The organism is Paenibacillus larvae subsp. larvae (genome assembly GCF_002003265.1).
In the GTDB taxonomy this organism is placed as follows: Bacteria; Bacillota; Bacilli; order Paenibacillales; family NBRC-103111; genus Paenibacillus_H; species Paenibacillus_H larvae.
On sequence record NZ_CP019687.1, the window covers coordinates 3,894,028 to 3,913,683 of the forward strand.

Below are 19,656 nucleotides of genomic sequence, written 5' to 3' on the forward strand. Positions count from 1 at the left end.
CACTTAAAGAAGCCTGCGGCTTCTTTTTTTATGGTCCGAGCAGGTTTAAAGTAGGGAAATTTGTTCAGACTTGATAGTAGGCAATCAGCCAACTTATCGAGAAAAGGAGCAAACCGCTATGGATTCGAACTTTTCCTTGTCCGATCTCTTATCCGAACATCGTCCTTCTTCTTTTGTGGAGATTCCGGGCGATGTTGGTCAAACCTTTGGACATAAAACACTTTCAACTACCCTGCCAATCAGCAAACTTTTTTCCATCTATGAAGTAGATTTGGAAGTACAGAGAAATATTATCCCTCGTAACCTCACGAAGCTCATGGATTATATTTCGCTTTATTTGGAACATAGACGCCCGATTTATTTCCCGGGTATTATTTTTTCTGCAAGAGGGGCCGGTAAATACGAAGAAAACCGGCATGTATTGCGTCTTCAACCCATTGAGAAGCTGTATGTGGTTGATGGCCAGCATCGGCTGGCCGCATTTCAGAGACTGATGGAAACTCTGCAAAGTCAGATGGCAAGGGCCAAAGACCGCCGTGAGTTTGAGAAGATGGATGAGATTACGGAAAAGCTGAGCCGTTTGTATTCCTTCCCGATTTCAACCATGATCTATCTGGATATCAGTGCCAAACAGGAAAGGCAGCTTTTCTCGGATATCAACAAACTCCCTCGTAAAATTGGCGGCAATCTGGCCGTACTTCGTGACCAGCGGCGTTTTTATCATGTAGTGGGAAGCGAACTTGTAGAGAAATCTCCGGTTATGCGGGAAATTCCCGTGGATATGTTCTCCGAAAGGGGCAAGGGACCTGAATATTTGTTCACGTATCATCTGTTGATCGAGATTCTTGTGGCCTTATTCGAAGGCCGGATGAAGTCGGGGGCACGCCACAATAGTTACCAATTTGAGGAAACCCAGGTACAGGACCACCTTTCGACCGCTTCCGGTTATTTCCAAAACCTTCTTGACGTTTTGCCTAAACCTGTGAAGGGCGAACTGGCCTGGTCGGAAAATATACAGATTTCCATTGCCCTGTTTTGCCATGAAGAAGCTACCAAGAGCGCTTCCTTCAATCGTTACAATCTCGAACACGGGATGAAAATTTTAAAACATATCGATTGGAATTCCATTTATTCAGGGGATGAAAAAGACCGCTTACCAAGAAGAACCCGTATTATGAAAGCTTATCAGTATATCCGGGATTTCTACGATGAGCAGCACATGTTCTTGATTCTGGACAAAGAGGAGGATGCAGGCTGATGGACGGACTATGCTTACGAATGACCATATATCCTTTTTGCGAAAAGTTCGGTTTGGCTACTGTAGCGGTGCCCGTGAAGGATCTGTTGAATTATACGGCTATTGATCCGGTAGTGCAGCGGAAACTAAGTAAAATGCAGCGCCGCAAGATTTCCACGTATTTGCAGGAACGGGAACTGGACGAAGTATTTTTCGGTCCTGTTACCCTTTCCCTTCGCGACGTAGGCAGTCTGTCCAAGAATGAGGAAGGTCTTGTATTGCGCCATGGTTCCAAATTAAGTGTGCTGGATGGCCAGCACCGGATTCTCGCTTTAGGTTTTGTTAACGAACAAATGCAAAAAGAAGTTAAACGGCACGAACGAAAACTTGCCGGACTTAAAATAAAACTCAAAAGAGAGCCTGAAAACGAGGAGCTTGCCGAACAGGCGGAGCAAACGCAGGGGATCATTAATCAGTTGGAGGAACGGCGGCTCGGACTCATGGAGACGGAGCTGGCGGTACAAATTTACATTGGTCTGACGGAGGAGGAGGAACAGCAGCTGTTCGGTGACATTAATTCCAAAGTGCAGCTTGTCAGCAAAGAACTCGGCCATTCCTTCGACTCAGTGGATCCCCTGAATCTTGTCATCCAGCAGGTGGCTGAGCATAACGTATTTTTGAAAGGGGCAGGTGTGGAAAAACGGAGCAATCTGACTGCGTTTAACCGCAACTTTACCAGTTATAGCTGGCTGTATGCCACGGCCACGATGCTGTTCTCGGGCCGTATGCAGCCTTCTTATGAATTGCAAAGGAAAATCCGTCAGGACCTGTCTGCTTATGTAGAGATGTTCCACCAGTTCTTTAACACACTGTTGCCGATGATGCCGGAACAGCCGGGACTTGTACAGTATACATCCGCTAACCGGGTCATGCAGGAAAGCATTGCGCTATATGCCCATGCCTTCTTATTTAAAAACGGGAAGTATAACCCGAACTGGACTCATTGTCTGCGGATTCTGGACGGTTTCGACTGGTCGCACGATAATGAGGAACTTGTCTATATTTTCGGCAAGTTGGATAATGGGAAACTAAATCTGATTCATGAAAAATCGCTGAGAAAACATTCCAAGCTTGTACAGTTTTTCTCCGAAGGCATAGACAGTTTTGGTGATGACATGGCTTCCTTGGCTTAAGCCGGAAAAAACAGCAGCCCCAAAAACAGGTTAAAGGCTCTTCCCTCTTTTGAAGATGATTAAGGGTGAGAGCCTTTTCTTTTATCAGTGATGTATCCAAGTGGGAATCTGTCATCTTTTATGATAAAGTAAGACAAAGAGAATAGAGAGCAATGGGCTGAGGAGATGATACACGTGACTAGGGGATTGGAAAAACGCAGCATGAAACGTCTTGGTAAAGAAGTCACATTCGTCGGTTTTGGTGCACTTGAGATCGGACGGAATTGGGGCCTGGGCTCCGGAACCGAAGTGGAGCGTCCCGATGAAGCAGGAGCATCCGAAGTGCTTAACGGGGTGCTGGATGCGGGGATCAATCTGATCGACACGGCCAGTGCTTATCACCGAAGCGAAGAGAGAATCGGTCTGTTTGTTTCGGACAGACGCAATGAGTACATTCTGGCCTCCAAATGCGGGGAGCATAACAACGAGCCTCACACGTATTATGACTTTACATACAAAGCGGTGAAAGAGTCGATTGATCAAAGCCTGATTAAGCTGAAAACGGACATTATTGATATCATGCAGATCCATTTCGGGCCTGACCCGGAGGAAGTTCTGAACCGTGGTGAAACTGTGGCGGCGATGAAAGATGCACGGAAGGAAGGGAAGATCCGTTTCCTGGGAGCATCTATTGACGGAGGCTTGGCCACCCGGTGTATCCGGAGCGGTGATTTTGATGTCATGCAAATGGCTTACAGCCTTTTGGATCAAGGAAATAAAGAGAATATCCGGTTGGCCCATGATAAGGGGATGGGAGTCTTCATCCGTTCCGGACTTGCGGCAGGCAAGCTGACGAAACGGGTTATTCCCCATCTGGGAAGCGACTTTCCGGAAAAAGAAAAGGTCAAGAAGCTTCTTGTGCTGGTGGACGGAGATGGAGACCGTCTGACCGAACTGGCTCTGAATTTTTTGTATAACGAACCGGGTGTAAGTTCAGTACTTGCCGGATCAAAGAGCCTGTCTCACATCAAACAAAACCTGGAGCTCCTAGCCAGACCACTGGATCAGTCGTTATTAGACAGGGCTCTCGCCATTGTAAATGAATAATATGGATTCCGGCATCAGCATTCCAGGAACCCGGCACAATTTTAGAATAGGGCTGTGGCTAATACTAGCTGCAGCCTTCGTTCTCCGGCTTGTTCTTGCTCCGGTATGGTTGGGATATGAAGCGGACATGAGAACCTTTATTGCTTGGGCAGATCACGCATACAATACCGGTTTGTTCGGAGTGTATACAGACGGCATGTTCTTGGATTATCCCCCGGGCTATCTTTATGTGCTATATATACTTGGTATGCTGCATCATGTTTTTCACATTCCGTGGGAAGGGACGTTCTCCATCCTGCTTATGAAGCTTCCGGCCTCTTTGGCTGACCTTGTTCTGGGTCTTTTGATCTTTCAGGAGGCAAGCAGGCGTTTCTCCTTGCGGGGGGCTTACGCACTTACATTGGGGGTAGTTTTAAACCCGGCCTTGTGGCTGAATTCATCCATATGGGGACAGATTGACTCCATTTTTATGATCTTCGTTCTGCTGTTTTTAAGGGGTCTTAGGCAGAAGAAATTTGCATTTGCCGCCTGTATGCTGGCAATCGCGGTTCTGATCAAGCCTCAAGGGCTTTTGCTGGGCCCTTTTCTTCTGCTTGCCCTTGCCAAACAGCGCGACTTCAAAGCATGGTTACAGGCATTCGGTACAGGTGCGGTGACGTTCCTGCTTCCCGTTGTTCCATTTATGATTCATAAAGGATTTTCCTGGATATTCACTCTATATTTCGGGACTCTGGGATCCTATCCCTATGCCTCTCTGAATGCTTTTAATCTGTTTGCTTTGTTCGGGGGAAACTTTACAGACCAGACGAAACCGTTCCTCTTTTTGTCGTATCAGACTTGGGGTACAATTGGGCTGCTCGGGTCTTTGCTGGCAGCTTCCTGGCTGTACTTAAGAATCCGAAACCGGTCAGGAGCAGGTCAGTTAGCCGCTGCTTTGTTTATGGCTTCGGCTTTCATCCTGGCCAACATGATGCACGAACGTTATTTATTTTATGCGGTACCGCTGCTGGCCGCCGCCTTCATATGGTTTGGGGACCGGAAACTCTTGTTTGTATATGCCGGCTTTAGCCTTACTTTTGTTCTTAATGTGGGATATGTCCTCGTTCAGAGCTGGAGGAAGCTATATCTTATACCCGTGCATGATACACTGATGCTTCTCGTATCTGCCTGTAATATAGGATTATTGATATATGCGTGGAAGTTGGGATGGACATTGGCTAAAAAAGATTTTGGGCATTCTGGTCGGGCAAAAGGGACCGGAAGCGGAGAGATGGATTTGTCAGTACGATCGCAAGTGCAAAAGTCCGATTTTCAGGCTATCAGGAAACAGGGATGTTCAGACGGTGATCTGGAACCGGAAAATTCCGGGACGGGTAAAGAATCAAAGGGTTCCAGATTCCTTGGCAAGAAGGACTTTTTGTATATGGGTATTCTGATTGTGGTTTACACCATAATTGCGTGTATAAACCTGGGATCTGCCAAGGCTCCGGAGACGTACTGGCAGCCAAGTGAATATCAGGAAAATGTAGTGGTTGATCTTGGTTCGACACAAAGCATTGACCGGATTAATAGCTTTGCGGGAGATGGTGAAGGCAAGTATTCCTACTGGTTTTCAGAGGATGGTATTGTATGGGACCATGAAATTCCCGTAGAATCCGATTATACGAAAGTCTTTACCTGGGCGTCTGTCCAGCCAAATGTGAAAGCCCGATATGTGAAGATCGTAACGGATAAAACCGGGTTTCGTCTTCACGAAGTCGCATTTTTTAATCATCAGTCTGAAAAGCCGCTACCGGTACTTTCCGTGAATACGTCGGGCGGGGACCCTTCCTCTGCAGAAGGAAATGCCGGTTACCGCTTGTTTGATGAGCAGAAGGATGCACCTTATGAGCCGACATATTTAAACGGAACATATTTTGATGAAATCTACCATGCGCGTACCGCGTACGAACATTTACACCAGATTGAGCCGTATGAAAGTACGCACCCTCCGCTTGGCAAGATTTTCATTTCCGCGGGGATATGGCTGTTTGGCATGAATCCGCTGGGATGGCGCATTGTCGGTACACTTTTTGGAGTGGGGATGATTCCGCTTATGTACGCGTTTGGGAAAAGGCTTTTTGGCAGATCTGAGTACGCCTTGATTCCTGCCGTACTGTTCACTTTTGATTTTATGCACTTTGCCCAGACGAGAATCGCTACAATTGATGTCTATGGCGTATTTTTCATCATGCTGATGTTCTATTACATGTACCGGTATATGACAATAAGCTTTTACAAGGTTTCCCTTTGGAAAACGTGGATTCCGCTGGGACTGGCGGGCCTTTTTTTCGGGATCGGGGCAGCCTCCAAGTGGATTGTACTATATGGGGGAGCCGGACTTGCCGTGCTTCTGGCCATATCGTTAACAGACCGGTATAAGGAGTATAAAGCGGCCAAGCTGCATGTCCTGGAATATCCGGAGGATGAGGAGAATCAGCGTAAAATCCGTGTTTTCCCAAGATATACCCTTTATACGCTGCTGGTTTGCCTTGTGTTTTATGTGATAATTCCGGCACTCATTTATCTGTTGTTCTATATTCCGTTTATGATGGTGCCGGGACCGGGGCATGGTCTCAAGGATGTCTTGACATACCAGGTTCACATGTACCAGTATCACAGTCATCTTGTGGCTACCCATCCTTTTGCTTCGCCATGGTGGGAGTGGCCGCTGATGATTACGCCGATCTGGTATTATAAAGCCATGTATGCTCCGGCAGATACGGTATCCAGTATTGTTTCTTTCGGCAACCCGCTTGTCTGGTGGCCGGGTTTTGCAGCGGTGCTCTACACGATCTACCGAATCTTCCGGAAAATGGACCGGAGGCTTCTCGTACTGCTGATTGCTTATCTGTCCCAGTACCTGCCCTGGATGCTCGTTCCGCGTTTGACTTTTATTTACCACTATTTTGCCATGGTACCATTTATGGTGCTTATGCTGTCATACTGGGTGATATATTGGATGAAGAAAAAACCGGAGACCCGAAAACGGTGGGTAGTGGCTTATTTAGCCGGAGCAGTTCTATTGTTTATCTGGTTCTACCCCCTTTTATCCGGACTTCCGGTGAGCAAAACCTATACATCCTGGCTTCATTGGTTGCCAGGCTGGAGATATTTTTAGTGGCCCTAGTAAGGCCCGCCATTTTTATAATAAGATGGCGGGCCTTTTTGTCGTATGTTATGGTTCAAGGTTAGAAAGTTGCATGTAAGTGTGACAAATTTTATAATATTATAAAACCATAGACCGCAAAGAAAACGGGTACGTCAATTTTAACGATTGCAAAATGCCCGAACCGATTATAGGAATCTCGTGACGGACTTTGGCTAAAAGGTTCGATCCAAAAGTCTTGAGAAAGTTAGGATATATGAATTAGATAGTAGCTTTGAAACATTTGGGTGAGGAGTTAAGATGTCATGGCACACGAAATTTGGGAACTATATAGCCGCGTCGCCCAAAGTGCGGCGCTTGGCGACGTACGGGCATGGGCTAAGCTTGATTTAACTATGCCCCAACTGAAAATATTATTGATTCTTTCGAAGAAGGAAGCGTCTATTGGCCACTTGGCCGATCTCTTGGATACAACGATGCCGAGCATGACGGGAATTATTGACCGGCTTGAGAAACTGGAGCTTGTGGAGCGAACCGTATCCGTCGAAGACAGAAGGTCGACGCTGGTGCGAATGACACCGAAATCCCGTGAATTGATCGCTAACTTGTATAGTTCCGGACACGGGAAATTTGAGCAGATTATGAGCATGATGAGCCCCCTGGAAAGGGAAATGGTAGATTTGGGTTTGCGGATATTTGTCCAAGCTTTGGAAAGGTATCAGGAGGAACCCGCAAATTCTGTCCACCGGACAGGAGCAGCTTTCATTAAATAATGGTATACTAATAAGAAATGGGTTTTTAGGAGAGATCAGGTTGCAGGAACAGAACAAACAAGATTCCCTTCTGCTGGTAGACGGGATGGCCCTGCTGTTCAGGGCTTATTATGCCTCTGCTTACAGCGGTTATATGAAAAGAACGAGTGAAGGGCTGCCAACGAATGCGGTATATGGGTTTGTCCGTTATTTTATGGATGCGATACATACCTTTGCTCCTACCCATGTGGCATGCTGCTGGGATATGGGGAGCAAAACTTTCCGTTCAGAGAAATTCAATGCTTACAAAGCGAATAGGGCTGAGGCACCGGAAGAATTAATTCCCCAATTCAGCCTTGTTAAAGAGGTCGTAGACAGCTTTGGTGTCCCCAATATCGGGGCCTCAGGCTATGAAGCAGATGATTGCATCGGGACTCTTGCCAGATTGTTTGGTAAGGAGATGGATATTCGTATTTTAACGGGAGACCATGACATGCTCCAGTTGATCGACGACAGGGTGCACGTCATTATTATGAAAAAGGGAATGTCCAATTACATGGTATACAACCCCGAAGTTCTTTTGGAAGAAAAACAACTTACGCCTGCTCAGGTTGTGGATGTTAAGGCTTTTATGGGAGACACGGCGGACAATTATCCGGGGGTCAAAGGCATTGGCGAAAAAACAGCCGTAAAACTCATCCGGGAATACGGATCTGTTGAAGGTGTGCTGGATAATCTCAACGAACTCACCAAAGGAGTGCGCAGTAAGATTGAAGCGGAACTGGAGATGCTGCATTTGTCCAGAGAACTTGCCCGGATCCAATGTGACGTTCCGGTTTCCTGTTTGCTGGATGAATGCCTCTGGTCAATAGACAAACTTCGGGTACAGAACAAGTTTGAGGAATTGGAATTTGGCGGACTGGCCAAATTAATAGGTTAATACATAACGGCTCTCTGACGTTCTTTGTCTAAAGAGCCGTTTTTTTATTTGGAGATGGTATTATTGGAGTACAGGTACCAGTTCCAGGCAGCAATCATGGGGCAAATTTTGAAACATTCTATCTGCCGGTCCGTTATATATGGTAAGGTATTTTTAGAACAAGAACGTGGAGGTACGAACATGGACAATCAGAATCAAGCAAACGCCAGAGTAATGATCATTGAAAAACTGGATAGCGGAGACCTGCTTCCGGTAGACGATCGGGTATGGAGTATGGACATGCTGGCAATGATGGAGCATGCCAACTTTTTGCTTGTAAACGGGAAAGAATATGAAATGATTGAAGGAAGACTTAACGTAAATGAAGGGGTGCTTGAGATCCTTGTACTTCCCGTTGATAAAGCTGAAATGATGCAGTAAGTAAAAAGGAGGGTTTACATTGGCTAAGCGCAATATAAAGAAAAACCCGGAACAACAGCATATTTCCGTAGAGCAGGTACGGGTGCGCAAGCCGCTTAAAGTTTTGTCCACTTCGCTGGGGATCATTCTTGCGGCCAACCTTCTTCTCCTTCCTACGGCTCATGCTGAAGGTTCTTCAGAGCCTAAGCTGGTGGAGTGGTCCAACGAGAATGTGAAGAAATTTTTCGATGCCAATACAGACTGGAACATTCCACTTCCTCAGGAGAAAAAAGAAACGGCAGGGAACAGGACCGGATCAGTCGGGAGCACTGGTGGCGGGTCACCAGCGCCGGTAGTGTATCACAGCGGGTTAAATTGGACCGATCTGATGCTGTACCATATGATTTTCAACAGCGGCGGACCTTACTCTTCAAGCGGATGGTCCAGTCAACGTCCGGTCTATGACACAAGAACGTCACGTCCGTATGTAAGCAAAACCTATGATTCCTCTACCTTTCAAAATAAACCGACAGCCAATTCAACGGTTGTGCCTAAAACTTCAAGCAGCAAGGGAGGCTTTAAGACCAAGTCTTCCCTTAATAATAACAGTTCCTCCGGTTCCAAATCCAGGTCTTCTTCACCGGGGGGATTGGTGGCAAATCAAGCGGATTCGGTTCGTCGGGTAAGTCAAGCGGCAGCAGCTTTGGAAGCTGACGGAACGAAGTCGGCTGCCGATAAAACATGACACAAGAGTCGGAGTGTGTAAGAAGCATGAGTTTTCAAACGGTTGGAAAACCATTGCCCGACCGGTCAGCCAGAGTCCGGGAACTGGGGGAACTCGGATTCAGCTGGGCCGATATCGGGGAAGAACAATATTGGATTGACCAGGTTGTCGTTATGGATGAAGCCGTTTATAACAAGCTGTACGCCGCATCTGCAACACTTTGGCGCATATTCGATAAGGCGGCGCGGTTTGTAATTGGCCGAAGAGATTTGTACAAAATGCTGGCCATACCGGAAGTATTATGGGACGGTCTGGATTTGGTTCCTCCGCAACCAGCACTGGAACTTAGCCGCTATGCACGATTTGACTTCTCCGTAGCTATGGACGGCACAATCAAGCTGCTGGAGCTTAATGCGGACACGCCAACGGGCTATGTCGAAGCATCGATTGCAACTCCATGGCTGTGCAGCCAATATGGCATAGAAACTCCCAATACTTCAATGGCCTCTCAAGTGGCAAGAGCGTGGGCCAAAGAAGATCCGGAAGCTGCTGCTTGTGTAGCCTATGGCTCACATGATGAAGATTCAGGGACAATTGAGGCGCTGGTTCGCCATAGCGGTCGCCGGATGCGCTGCATCGATTGTCTCGATCTTTGGGTGGATGAGGGTATACTGAAAGGTTCGGATCATCAGCCGATCCGCCGTTTGTTTGCCCTCTATCCTAAAGAATGGATGGGAGTTGACGATGGGGGAGAGGCGCTGGCTTATGCTGTTGAAACCGGAGAACTCCAATTGTTCAACTCTTTGCATGCAGTTATTTTACAGTCCAAAGGCCTTCAGGCTGTTATCTGGGGGCTTCATGAATTAAACGCGGATTTATTTACGGAAAAAGAACATATGTTTATCAAGCGATATATGTTACCAACCTATAATCGTCCTCTGTTTACCGGAAATTATGTATCCAAATCCATGTTTGGGCGTGAAGGCGGATCTGTCCGCATGTTTGATGCCGAAGGCAATATGGATCTTCAGGATGAAGAAGGATACGATATCAGCACCTTGTTTGGGGATATTTACCAAGAACGGGCAGAGCTCCCGCGAATCCGCCTTCATAAGGGTGAGTTTCATCTGTTGACAGGTATGTTTGTGATTGATGGCAAACCATGCGGGCTGCTTGGAAGGGCAGGGGGACTGATTACGGGAAATACGAGCCATTTTGTGGCGATGGGAGTGGGGCCGTTTGAACAACAACGGAACAAATCATAGACGAAATCCCAGAAATACCGCCCAGTCGGCAGCCAAACGAAACAAAAGAATCGGCATGTTTATTTTTTGGGTGATTATCATAGGTGTGATTGTAGCTGTCAGTGCCGAGATACTGGGTTCATCCGGTGAAGCTAATACCGATTCAGGAGCCGGTCCGGCTTCAACTGAAAGTGAGGTACCCTGGGATTACAGAATTGAGCAGGCTAAAGTCGGGGACCTCATTGGGGGGATATGACCATTTCTCCGGATAACCAGCTGATGCCTAATGACAATAACTATGCGACAGGAGATAACATTTGGGTGCTCAGCTACATGAGTGCAGATATGAAAACAAACAGTGACGGCAAGAATGAAGTGACTTTATCTTCCTGGAAACCTATCAAAACTTTTAAAGATGAAGCGGCTGCCAAAGAAGATATGGATAAACTGAAAATTGAGCTGCAAACGGAAGTGGATCTTGTGGGCGTCTATAAAACGGAATATAAGGGACAAAACCGGTTTTTTGCCGTACTGACCATGCCGAGCGGCCACGATATTAAACAACCGATTCCGGAAGAGCGGTATAATGCTATGAAAAACAAGGAAAAGGTTAAAATCGTCATGGAAGAACTGCATGACTTTTCCGATTATGATGTGGCCATGTCTAAATTTAGGGGGTGGGTGAATTGATCGCGGTCAATCTGCTAATTAGTTTTATTGTAATTGTTGTTCTACAGATTATTGGTATGCTGGTATTCAGCTGGATGACGCCGTTTAATGATCTGGAACAGTTAAGTAAAGGAAATACGGCTGTAGGTCTGGCTTTCGGAGGGAAGTTTCTTGGTACTGCCATCATTCTTGGGGTGGCCGCTTATACGAACTCTTCCCTTCTCCATATGGGTCTCTGGTTTCTGATTGGTTATGCCTGTCTTATATTAACGTATTGGGTCTTTGACTTGGTTACCCCCGGGGTTAGCCTGTCCGAACACCTTGAAAACGGGAATGTAAGTGTCGGAATCTTACTATTGTGTGTCTATGTGGGCGTAGCGTTTGCCATGAGCAGTTTGATTGTGTAATATTACAGTTAAGTGAGAAACATTATAGACAAAGGGAGATACGAGATGAATCAGAAAGACCCGTACAATAGCCCGGAATATCAGGTTAAGCAACGGAATTATACACCTATTATTGTTATTTTATCCATTGCTATTCCTCTGATTATCGCCATTTTGTTTATGATGCCAAAGGTAGAGGGGTTCGATCATTTTGATCTGACCATTCTTCCGATGATGAATGCGATTTTCAATAGCTTTACCTTTATTTTTCTGCTGGCTGCCCTGTATTTTGTCAAGCAAAGAAACATCAAGCTGCACAAGCGTTTTGTACTGGCAGCTTTCATTACCACCACGCTGTTCCTCGTATGCTATTTGACGTATCATTCAATGGCGCCTGATACGCATTATGGCGGCGATGGAATCCTGAAGTATGTGTACTTCTTTATTCTCATTACGCACATAATTCTTGCAGCAGTAATTGTACCCTTAGCTCTGGTAACTGTAACCAGAGGACTCAATATGAGAGTTGAAAAGCATAAGAAGATTGCCAGGTGGACGATGCCGTTATGGCTGTATGTCAGTCTGACGGGTGTCCTGGTTTACCTGATGATTTCGCCGTATTACGGTTCCTGAATTGCATCATTTACAATCCGGGTTGAAATAACGGATCATAACCAAAGCCTTTGCTAATAAGGGAAAGCCCTTTAAAGCAAAGGTTTTTTTATTATCTCTTACTAAATAGTTACTCTAATTAATCATGATTTTGTAACGGAATAGGAAGGATTTTTTTATTGAAAACCGGAGCATGCTGTCATACAATTAGAATACTTCAGATAATTGATAATGATTATCATTGTTAAGGGTGAGTAGATGAAATTAACTGAAAATTTTGTTGGGAAACAAGTCCGGATTACAGATGTATCTTCCGTTAGCGATCTGGTGAAACGCCGGCTCGTAGATTTCGGTATTATGGAAGGAACGGTTATTAAGCTGAAAAAAACGCTGCCCTTTGGAGGCCCTTTTACGATCGAATCCGAAGGACAGTGGATTGCTATCCGACGCAGGGAAGCCCTGAATATACAGGTTGAGGCGGTTGTATGACGATCCGTATCGCATTAGCCGGAAATCCCAACACCGGAAAAAGCTCGCTGTTTAACATTTTAACAGGTTCCTATGAATATATCGGCAATTGGACAGGCGTGACAGTAGAGAAAAAAGTAGGAACCCTGACGAATAAAAAAGGAAGTTTGATTGATTTGCCGGGTATCTACTCTTTAAATCCGCTGTCCAAGGATGAGGGAGTGACGACCCGGTTTCTTTTGGATGAATCTTTCAGCTCCATACTGAACGTAATTGATGCCTCCCAACTGGAACGTAATCTGAATCTGACAATCCAGCTGCTTGAGTATGGAAAGCCGGTAACCGTTGCCCTGAATATGGTCGATGTGGCAGAGCAGAGAGGGATGCGCATTGATGCGGGCCGTCTGTCGGAACGATTAGGAATTCCGGTTGTTCCTGTTATCGCCCGTTCAGGGAAAGGGTGTGAAATACTGCTGGATACGATATCCCGCCCATCGGAGGAACTTTCGTCCGAACCCTTCCGGATTGATTACGGAGCAGAAATAGAGGCAGGGCTGTCTGAACTCGAACGGCTTTTGCCGGATACCATGCCGGCCAAGAGATGGGCAGCGGTACAATTCCTTGAGGGAAACCAAGTCGTAGTCGCAGAGTTTACCAAACTGTTGCCTGGTGACCGGCTGAATACCCTTGCCGATAAAATTCGCCATTCTCTGGAACAAGCTTACGGAACCTCGAATACAGAACTTTGGATACGGAAAAGGCGGGGAAAATGGATAAGGGCATTACTGGCTGAGTGTGTCGAAATGACCGCTGCCGGAAAAACATCCTTATCGGAACGGATTGACCGGATTGTTACCCATAAGATCTTAGGTATTCCTATTTTTCTTGCATTTATGTACCTGACCTTCAAGCTGACATTTGAATGGGTCGGAAGTCCTCTTTCCGACTTGCTGGATGATTTTATTAATGGTCCGCTGCGGCAGGTCATCACCTCTGTCCTTACAGCTGTTGGAGCCACGGATTTTATCCAGGCCCTTATTTTGGATGGCATCATAGCCGGTGTAGGCGGGGTATTGGTGTTTGTTCCGCAGATCTTTATGCTGTTTTTGATCATATCCTTTATTGAAGATTCAGGGTACATGGCCCGTATTGCCACGGTTATGGACAAGTTAATGGAAAGTATCGGACTTAACGGAAAAGCGTTCATTCCGATGATTATCGGATTTGGATGCAATGTTCCCGGCATCATGGCCGCACGAACCATTGAACAGCCCAAGGAGCGTCTCCTGACAGTTATTTTAACGCCGCTGATGTCTTGTTCCGCCCGGCTATCTGTATACAGCCTTTTTGTGATGGTGTTTTTTAAGGAAAATCAGGCGCTCGTTGTTTTATCCCTGTATGTCCTGGGAATTGTCGTCGCCCTTATCCTGGCCAAGCTGTTTTCTTCAACGATTTTGAAGCAGGAAGAATCGATGTTTCTCGTGGAGCTTCCTCCTTACCGGATTCCTCAGTGGAGAACCCTGGGAAGAAGCACCTGGGAGAAAGGCAAAGGATTTGTAAAAAAAGCAGGTACCTTTATTTTCGGGGGATCCGTCCTAATCTGGCTGCTTGGTTATGCCGGCCCCGGGGGATTTGGGGTGGAGATGAACGAAAGCTTCCTGGCCATGATAGGAGGTGCGGTTGCTCCGCTGTTTGTCCCTCTTGGTTTTGGAACGTGGCAAGCGGGTGCTGCTTTGCTAACCGGTTTTATGGCTAAAGAGGTTGTGGTTTCTACCATGAATATTATTTATGCCGTACCGGATACGGATACCCTTCAGGGACTGCTCGCGAACTACTACACTCCGCTGCAGGCTTACAGCTTTATGGCTTTTATTCTGCTGTACGTGCCTTGTCTGGCTACGGTGGGGGTTATCAAGAAAGAAACTTTGTCGGGCAAGTGGACCCTGTTTTCCATTGTGTATGCCCTTGTCGTAGCTTATCTGATTTCGTTTGCCATTGTTCAGATAGGTCATCTGCTGGGTTACCGTTAACAACGGATTAAAGCTTTATTCTATCCGGGAATCAAAAAGGAGTGGTCGGAATGCTGTTTAGTATAGTTATTGGCCTGATGATTTTCGTTTATGCGGCATGGACCCTGGTTCAATTTTTCCGTAAAAACAAAAAAGGAAAATGTGCCTCCTGTGAAATGAATAAAAGCTGTTCATCAGCCTGCCCGGGTATTTCTGCTTTGGGGAAAAAGAGAGGGGAACGTTCCCGGCAGAAGGATTTCTATATTTAAATCATCTTGAAACAAGGAAAACCGCATGGCATAAGCCAATGCGGTTTTCCTTGTTTCTGTGCGCCCGGCATGGGCGATAACTTTCGGCTGAAACCCCAATACTACAAATTCAAATTTGAGTACTCAAGAATTAAATCAAACTGATTTTGATTTTATGTTCAAAGAATTTGACAAGTATGGAGTTTCGAAAGATACACAGGAAAGATTGATTACCCAATATAAAAATGGACACCTTTGGGAAGCAAACAAACCAAATTCAAAAGTACTAGGACATTCGATAGTAATACTCAAATCAGCACCTATAGTGATGGATCGATCACCGTACAATCAATTGATTTACCAAGAAATTTACTAGAAGGTGGTACAGCTACCGGGGGTAGTGGATATAGAATTTATAGTGGTGTAAAGGTATCTCACAGCAATATAAATATGTCAGCAAATTTTTATGCTGATTATGTAATAGTCAGTGGAGGACCGAGCTATATAAGTAATGTTTATACTCTTAGTGTAGGAGTAGTAGGTGGAACTCATCTGATAAAAGTTTAGTTTTACGTAAAGAAAGAGAAGACTTCAGAGGGCCTGCTGAAGCAGTTCTGCAATTTAAAGTAACGTTGAAGCATTCAATTTCCTAGATTGATTGCTCCACAACAGCAAATCAATCCATGATTCCGGGGTTGACGGATTCATGAAACTAATCCCCCTAAGGGAAAAGGAAGACAAAACGGATTATAAATCCGTGAAATTTACGGTTCCCACTACCTGCCCAAGGAACTCCCGAAGCTCTTGGGCCTCTTCTTCCTCCAACTGATAGGCATATTCCAAATAGCCCTCTTCCGCCAAATCATCCGGTCCAATGACAGCTGTGCGGCCTGTCTGTAAATCCGTGACCAGTTTTTTTCCATAGAAACGGTTCGTTGTAGTTATGGCTAAATCAAAACGCCGCAGCGCCTTTCCCGCAAAGCATACAAAACGGGTTGATGTCTCTTCCGTATGGTCATACAAATAATCGACTTCGTGCATGAGAACCACTCCAATTCTTGTGATACGTTCATTATACGGGTAATTTGCCAAAATCCCAAGAGTTTCCCAAAAATGGTTGCAAGAAGTTTGGTTGCATGGTATTATTTGGTTAATTAAAGAAAGTACGGGGAAGCACCTCTCTTACTAGGTAGGAGTGGTGCTTTTTTTGTGCTCATTTTTTCTTGTTGAAGGAGGAAAAAACGTGTCGTCTGTTATTTTTATGAGTTCGTTGGAGAGGCAGGAACCCGGAGGGAAGCAGCTTCGGGCGTTTATTCAAATTGAGGAAAGGAATGGAGTATGGATTGGTTCCTGGAGGGAGGCCGAAGGGTCGGAACACAGCCCGAATACGTACGTCTGGTATCAGGGAGACCGGTTTGATGAGCTTATGGCATCTCTCCGTAAGCAGCTTCAGGAAAGAAGAAGGGAGGGTTTCGTTCCCTTAATTCAGACAGTTAACGGTCCTTCCGGAGCAGTAATATCCGATAAAGCCAGGAAGACCCAGATGATGATTTATTATGCCGAGTGTCATCCGAACGAAGCGGTATACGAGCAGCTCCGCAAATGGAGGAGAGAACAATCTGCACTTGAAGGACGTTCACCTTTTATACTGGCATCTAACAGAGTACTGCATATGATAGCCGCCTATCTTCCCCATACGAAGGAGGAATTACTGCAAATTCCCGGTTTTGGAGAGCAAAAAACGGGCAGGTACGGAGAAGAAATTATGCAGATTACCCGGCAGCATAACCGGAATACTGCCTTTCCGCTTGATTGGGTTTTAGGACGGATTGACGTAATGGCTTTTTCGGTCTGGATGGAACAAGAACAGGAAAAACGGGCCAAAAGGGATTTGGAACGGGAAGAGGGGAAAAGAAAGCTGCTGGAAGCATCAACAGAGGGGAGAACATTGGAGGAACTGCGGGTAGAGCTGTCCATACCTAAACGCGAGCTTCTCCAATGGGTGGAAGAGTTGGACCGGGACGGGTACGAAATGGATGCTCTTGTAGAGAGCGGCCTGGAATCCATGACAGCGGAAGAACAACAACTGGTTATGGATCTGTTCAGACAAAAAGGGGAGCGCTATTTAAAACCTATCGTACAGCTCCTTTTCGATGAAAAAGAACAAAAACAGCTGGACATGGATCTTGTGTATGAAAAGCTCAGGCTGCTTCGGATTAAATACAGGAAGAACCTCCCTCCTGTTAAGCCTCAAGCGAGTTAAGAGTGAGGTTTCATTCCGCATAGAACATGCCAACTTTTTAACATAAAATTCCATCGTCGGTTTCATAATTTTGTAAATGCACTATTCCTGATAGATTTGTTGGCTTGAAACGGGCTGCTTTGTGGTATTCGACTTTTCCCTGTGGTAAGCTATAAGATATTACGGCAGGAAGGGAAGGTAGCATGAGTAAACCTTTGTATGAACAAGATGAACACAAAGAAGATTCGGTAAAGCGCAAGCGTTTTTTATGGCGCATTAATATTTTCTTTTTTGCTGTTTTTTTACTTTTCTCAGCATTAATTATCCGGCTTGCCATCATTCAGTTCGTCGAAGGAAAAGATCTGAAGGCACAGGAACAGCGGCGTACAGAGAGTAACTCCGTCATTCCGCCCGTACGCGGCAATATCATGGATAAAGACGGCCAATTAATTGCCTTTTCACGGACGGTTCAGTCGCTTTATTTCCAGGTTGGGGGAAGAAACAGCTCCAAGAAAGACAGGCAAGAAGTTGTAGACATGGCCAAAAAGCTGTCAGAAGCGCTGGCCAAGTTTACGAAGTCCGGGGAAACTCCGATGAGCACGGAAGAAATATTGGCAGCTATGGATCCCGGATTTGATATGGAATTAAAAACAAAAGCTCCTAAATCAGCTTATTCTGAACCAAGAAAAGTCAAGGCCGACTTAAGCAAGGAAGAAGTGGCCTATTTGATGGAGCACCGTGATGAATTCAAAGGCATTGATATTCTGGAGGAAAGTATCAGGGAATATCAGCATTTTGATGACCGCCCCTTCGCCGCCCAGCTTATCGGTTACATGAAAGTCTTTGGATCCGCAAAGAACAAAGACGGCGGTAAAGAAAAGTACCAGACCATAAAAGAGGGCTATACGAATGGGGAGGAAGTCGGTTTTGACGGAATCGAGTTCATGTACCAGGATGAGCTCCGGGGCAAAGAAGGCTCCAAAACATACCCGGTCAACTCTATAGGAAAAATCACAGGCAAGCCTGAGATTACCCCTCCCGTTAAAGGAAACAATCTGTTCCTAACCATTAAAAAAGATGTGCAGATGGATGCTCAGAAAGCAGTAGAGGAGCAATTAAGTGCCCTTAAAACAAATGCTGCCCTCCGCAACAAGGCAAGAGCCTCCACACAGAACCCTCGTTCCGCTTTTGTCGTGGCCATAGAAGTGGACACTGGAAAAGTGGTGGCTATGGTTAATTATCCGGATTACGATACGAATGTTTGGAAAGGTGGAAGAATTAAACCGGAAGATTATAATAAAGTGGGAAAATTTATAAATAACGGTTCTATCCGGACTATGTACGGGGATTATCCGGACAATGAATTAAATAAACACCCTTCTTCCATCGTCTATTTAGGTTCCGTGATCAAACCTTTATCGGTCCTCGTTGGATTTAAAGAGGGGTTATTTAATCCTAATACGATTTATCAAGACACAGGGGTATTTACCTTTGGTAAAGACAAGCGTACGATCCGGAATGCGCCGGGGGTCCCGACGGGATCGATTAATGCCCAGATGGCCTTGAAGAATTCATCCAATACCTTTATGTCGGAAATGATCGGTATGGGCATGTACCGTAAATATGGAAACAATGAGAATGATAAATCTTTACAGGTTTTAGACTCCTACTATAAACAATTCGGTTTGGGGACCCTTACGGGAAGCGGGCTTCCAAGTGAATACCCCGGAAGTTCGGAGTTCCTGAATACGAAAAATGACAGCGTCATGGATAACATTGTCCGTGCATCATGGGGACAAAAAGGCAAATACAGCACACTGCAGCTGGCCCAGTACGCCGCTACCCTGGCTAGCAGAGGCAAGCGGATGCAGCCCCAGTTTGTAGACAAAATAACAGACATACACGGAAATGTGGTTCAGGGTTTTGAGCCTAAAGAGATGCCTAAAGAAGACGGATCTCCGGATGTAACGTTATCCGAAACTGAATGGCAGTCCATTATTGGCGGGATGAGAAGTAATGCTTATATCAATGCTCAAGGCACCAGTATAGATACGCTGCCTTATGATGTGGCCCGTAAAACGGGTACTTCTACCGAACAATATGGCGGCAAAACTGTTGATAACGGGGTATTCATTTCCTTTGCTCCGCGCAATAATCCGAAGCTGGCGGTAGCCGTTGTGGTACCCGAAGGCGGATACGGAAGCTGGAGCGCCGCACCGATAGCAGCCAAAATTTACGAGTCGTATGACAAGAATGTGGGCGGACTCAGCCAGCCTGCAAAAGAGTAATATAAAAAAGA

At 45.8% G+C, this 19,656-nt stretch carries 19 protein-coding genes; 18 read left to right on the forward strand and 1 reads right to left on the reverse strand.

What is annotated here, in order from left to right:
• The first annotated feature begins 118 nt into the window (after positions 1-118).
• The 16 genes from BXP28_RS20260 to BXP28_RS20330 all read left to right on the forward strand — a co-directional run bounded on the left by BXP28_RS20260 (position 119) and on the right by BXP28_RS20330 (position 15,136).
• Complete coding sequence (locus BXP28_RS20260) at positions 119-1,258, forward strand: DNA sulfur modification protein DndB (RefSeq protein ID WP_023483755.1); 1,140 nt, start codon at positions 119-121, stop codon at positions 1,256-1,258.
• Positions 1,258-2,430 carry a DNA sulfur modification protein DndB gene (locus tag BXP28_RS20265; protein ID WP_036656033.1) on the forward strand — a complete coding sequence of 391 codons (1,173 nt, stop codon included), beginning with the start codon at positions 1,258-1,260 and terminating at the stop codon, positions 2,428-2,430. The genes BXP28_RS20260 and BXP28_RS20265 overlap by 1 nt, the downstream gene beginning before the upstream one ends.
• Before the next feature lie 174 nt (positions 2,431-2,604).
• Positions 2,605-3,516, forward strand: coding sequence for an aldo/keto reductase (locus BXP28_RS20270; RefSeq protein WP_051427989.1), 912 nt, complete (start codon positions 2,605-2,607; stop codon positions 3,514-3,516).
• A 127-nt stretch (positions 3,517-3,643) separates the two neighbouring features.
• A complete protein-coding gene (locus BXP28_RS20275) occupies positions 3,644-6,676 on the forward strand; it encodes a phospholipid carrier-dependent glycosyltransferase (RefSeq protein ID WP_257125651.1) in 3,033 nt (1,010 codons plus the stop codon).
• A gap of 293 nt (positions 6,677-6,969) precedes the next feature.
• Positions 6,970-7,437: a MarR family transcriptional regulator gene (locus BXP28_RS20280; protein ID WP_036656035.1), complete on the forward strand. Its 468-nt coding sequence runs from the start codon at positions 6,970-6,972 to the stop codon at positions 7,435-7,437.
• Between the two features lie 85 nt (positions 7,438-7,522).
• Positions 7,523-8,356, forward strand: coding sequence for a 5'-3' exonuclease (locus BXP28_RS20285; RefSeq protein ID WP_042119821.1), 834 nt, complete (start codon positions 7,523-7,525; stop codon positions 8,354-8,356).
• A gap of 63 nt (positions 8,357-8,419) precedes the next feature.
• Positions 8,420-8,776 carry a hypothetical protein gene (locus BXP28_RS20290; protein ID WP_235430660.1) on the forward strand — a complete coding sequence of 119 codons (357 nt, stop codon included), beginning with the start codon at positions 8,420-8,422 and terminating at the stop codon, positions 8,774-8,776.
• 19 nt (positions 8,777-8,795) lie between these two features.
• On the forward strand, positions 8,796-9,500 hold the full coding sequence (locus BXP28_RS20295) for a hypothetical protein (RefSeq protein WP_237088904.1): 705 nt from the start codon (positions 8,796-8,798) through the stop codon (positions 9,498-9,500).
• 26 nt (positions 9,501-9,526) lie between these two features.
• Positions 9,527-10,744, forward strand: a complete 1,218-nt coding sequence (locus BXP28_RS20300; protein WP_023483763.1) for a glutathionylspermidine synthase family protein — start codon at positions 9,527-9,529, stop codon at positions 10,742-10,744.
• Positions 10,719-10,979, forward strand: a complete 261-nt coding sequence (locus BXP28_RS24680) for a hypothetical protein (RefSeq protein ID WP_235430659.1) — start codon at positions 10,719-10,721, stop codon at positions 10,977-10,979. Before BXP28_RS20300 ends, BXP28_RS24680 begins: the two co-directional genes overlap by 26 nt.
• Positions 10,976-11,413, forward strand: a complete 438-nt coding sequence (locus BXP28_RS20305; RefSeq protein ID WP_235430658.1) for a hypothetical protein — start codon at positions 10,976-10,978, stop codon at positions 11,411-11,413. The genes BXP28_RS24680 and BXP28_RS20305 overlap by 4 nt, the downstream gene beginning before the upstream one ends.
• 56 nt (positions 11,414-11,469) lie before the next feature.
• A complete protein-coding gene (locus BXP28_RS20310; protein WP_023483765.1) occupies positions 11,470-11,799 on the forward strand; it encodes a DUF350 domain-containing protein in 330 nt (109 codons plus the stop codon).
• A gap of 45 nt (positions 11,800-11,844) precedes the next feature.
• A complete protein-coding gene (locus BXP28_RS20315; protein WP_023483766.1) occupies positions 11,845-12,411 on the forward strand; it encodes a DUF420 domain-containing protein in 567 nt (188 codons plus the stop codon).
• Positions 12,412-12,648: 237 nt separating this feature from the next.
• Positions 12,649-12,879, forward strand: coding sequence for a FeoA family protein (locus tag BXP28_RS20320; protein WP_024095205.1), 231 nt, complete (start codon positions 12,649-12,651; stop codon positions 12,877-12,879).
• Positions 12,876-14,888: a ferrous iron transport protein B gene (feoB, locus tag BXP28_RS20325; RefSeq protein WP_023483767.1), complete on the forward strand. Its 2,013-nt coding sequence runs from the start codon at positions 12,876-12,878 to the stop codon at positions 14,886-14,888. The genes BXP28_RS20320 and feoB overlap by 4 nt, the downstream gene beginning before the upstream one ends.
• A gap of 50 nt (positions 14,889-14,938) precedes the next feature.
• The gene (locus tag BXP28_RS20330; protein ID WP_046655070.1) at positions 14,939-15,136 is read left to right on the forward strand and encodes a FeoB-associated Cys-rich membrane protein; all 198 of its coding nucleotides are present in this window, start codon (positions 14,939-14,941) and stop codon (positions 15,134-15,136) included.
• 726 nt (positions 15,137-15,862) lie between these two features.
• On the opposite strand, the gene BXP28_RS20335 is transcribed toward BXP28_RS20330, so the two are convergent.
• Positions 15,863-16,156, reverse strand: a complete 294-nt coding sequence (locus BXP28_RS20335; protein ID WP_024095203.1) for a DUF3055 domain-containing protein — start codon at positions 16,154-16,156, stop codon at positions 15,863-15,865.
• 202 nt (positions 16,157-16,358) lie between these two features.
• Between BXP28_RS20335 and BXP28_RS20340 the strand changes: the two genes are divergently transcribed.
• On the forward strand, positions 16,359-17,378 hold the full coding sequence (locus BXP28_RS20340) for an HRDC domain-containing protein (protein WP_051427990.1): 1,020 nt from the start codon (positions 16,359-16,361) through the stop codon (positions 17,376-17,378).
• 182 nt (positions 17,379-17,560) lie between these two features.
• On the forward strand, positions 17,561-19,645 hold the full coding sequence (locus BXP28_RS20345; RefSeq protein WP_023483769.1) for a peptidoglycan D,D-transpeptidase FtsI family protein: 2,085 nt from the start codon (positions 17,561-17,563) through the stop codon (positions 19,643-19,645).
• The last annotated feature ends 11 nt before the right edge of the window (positions 19,646-19,656 follow it).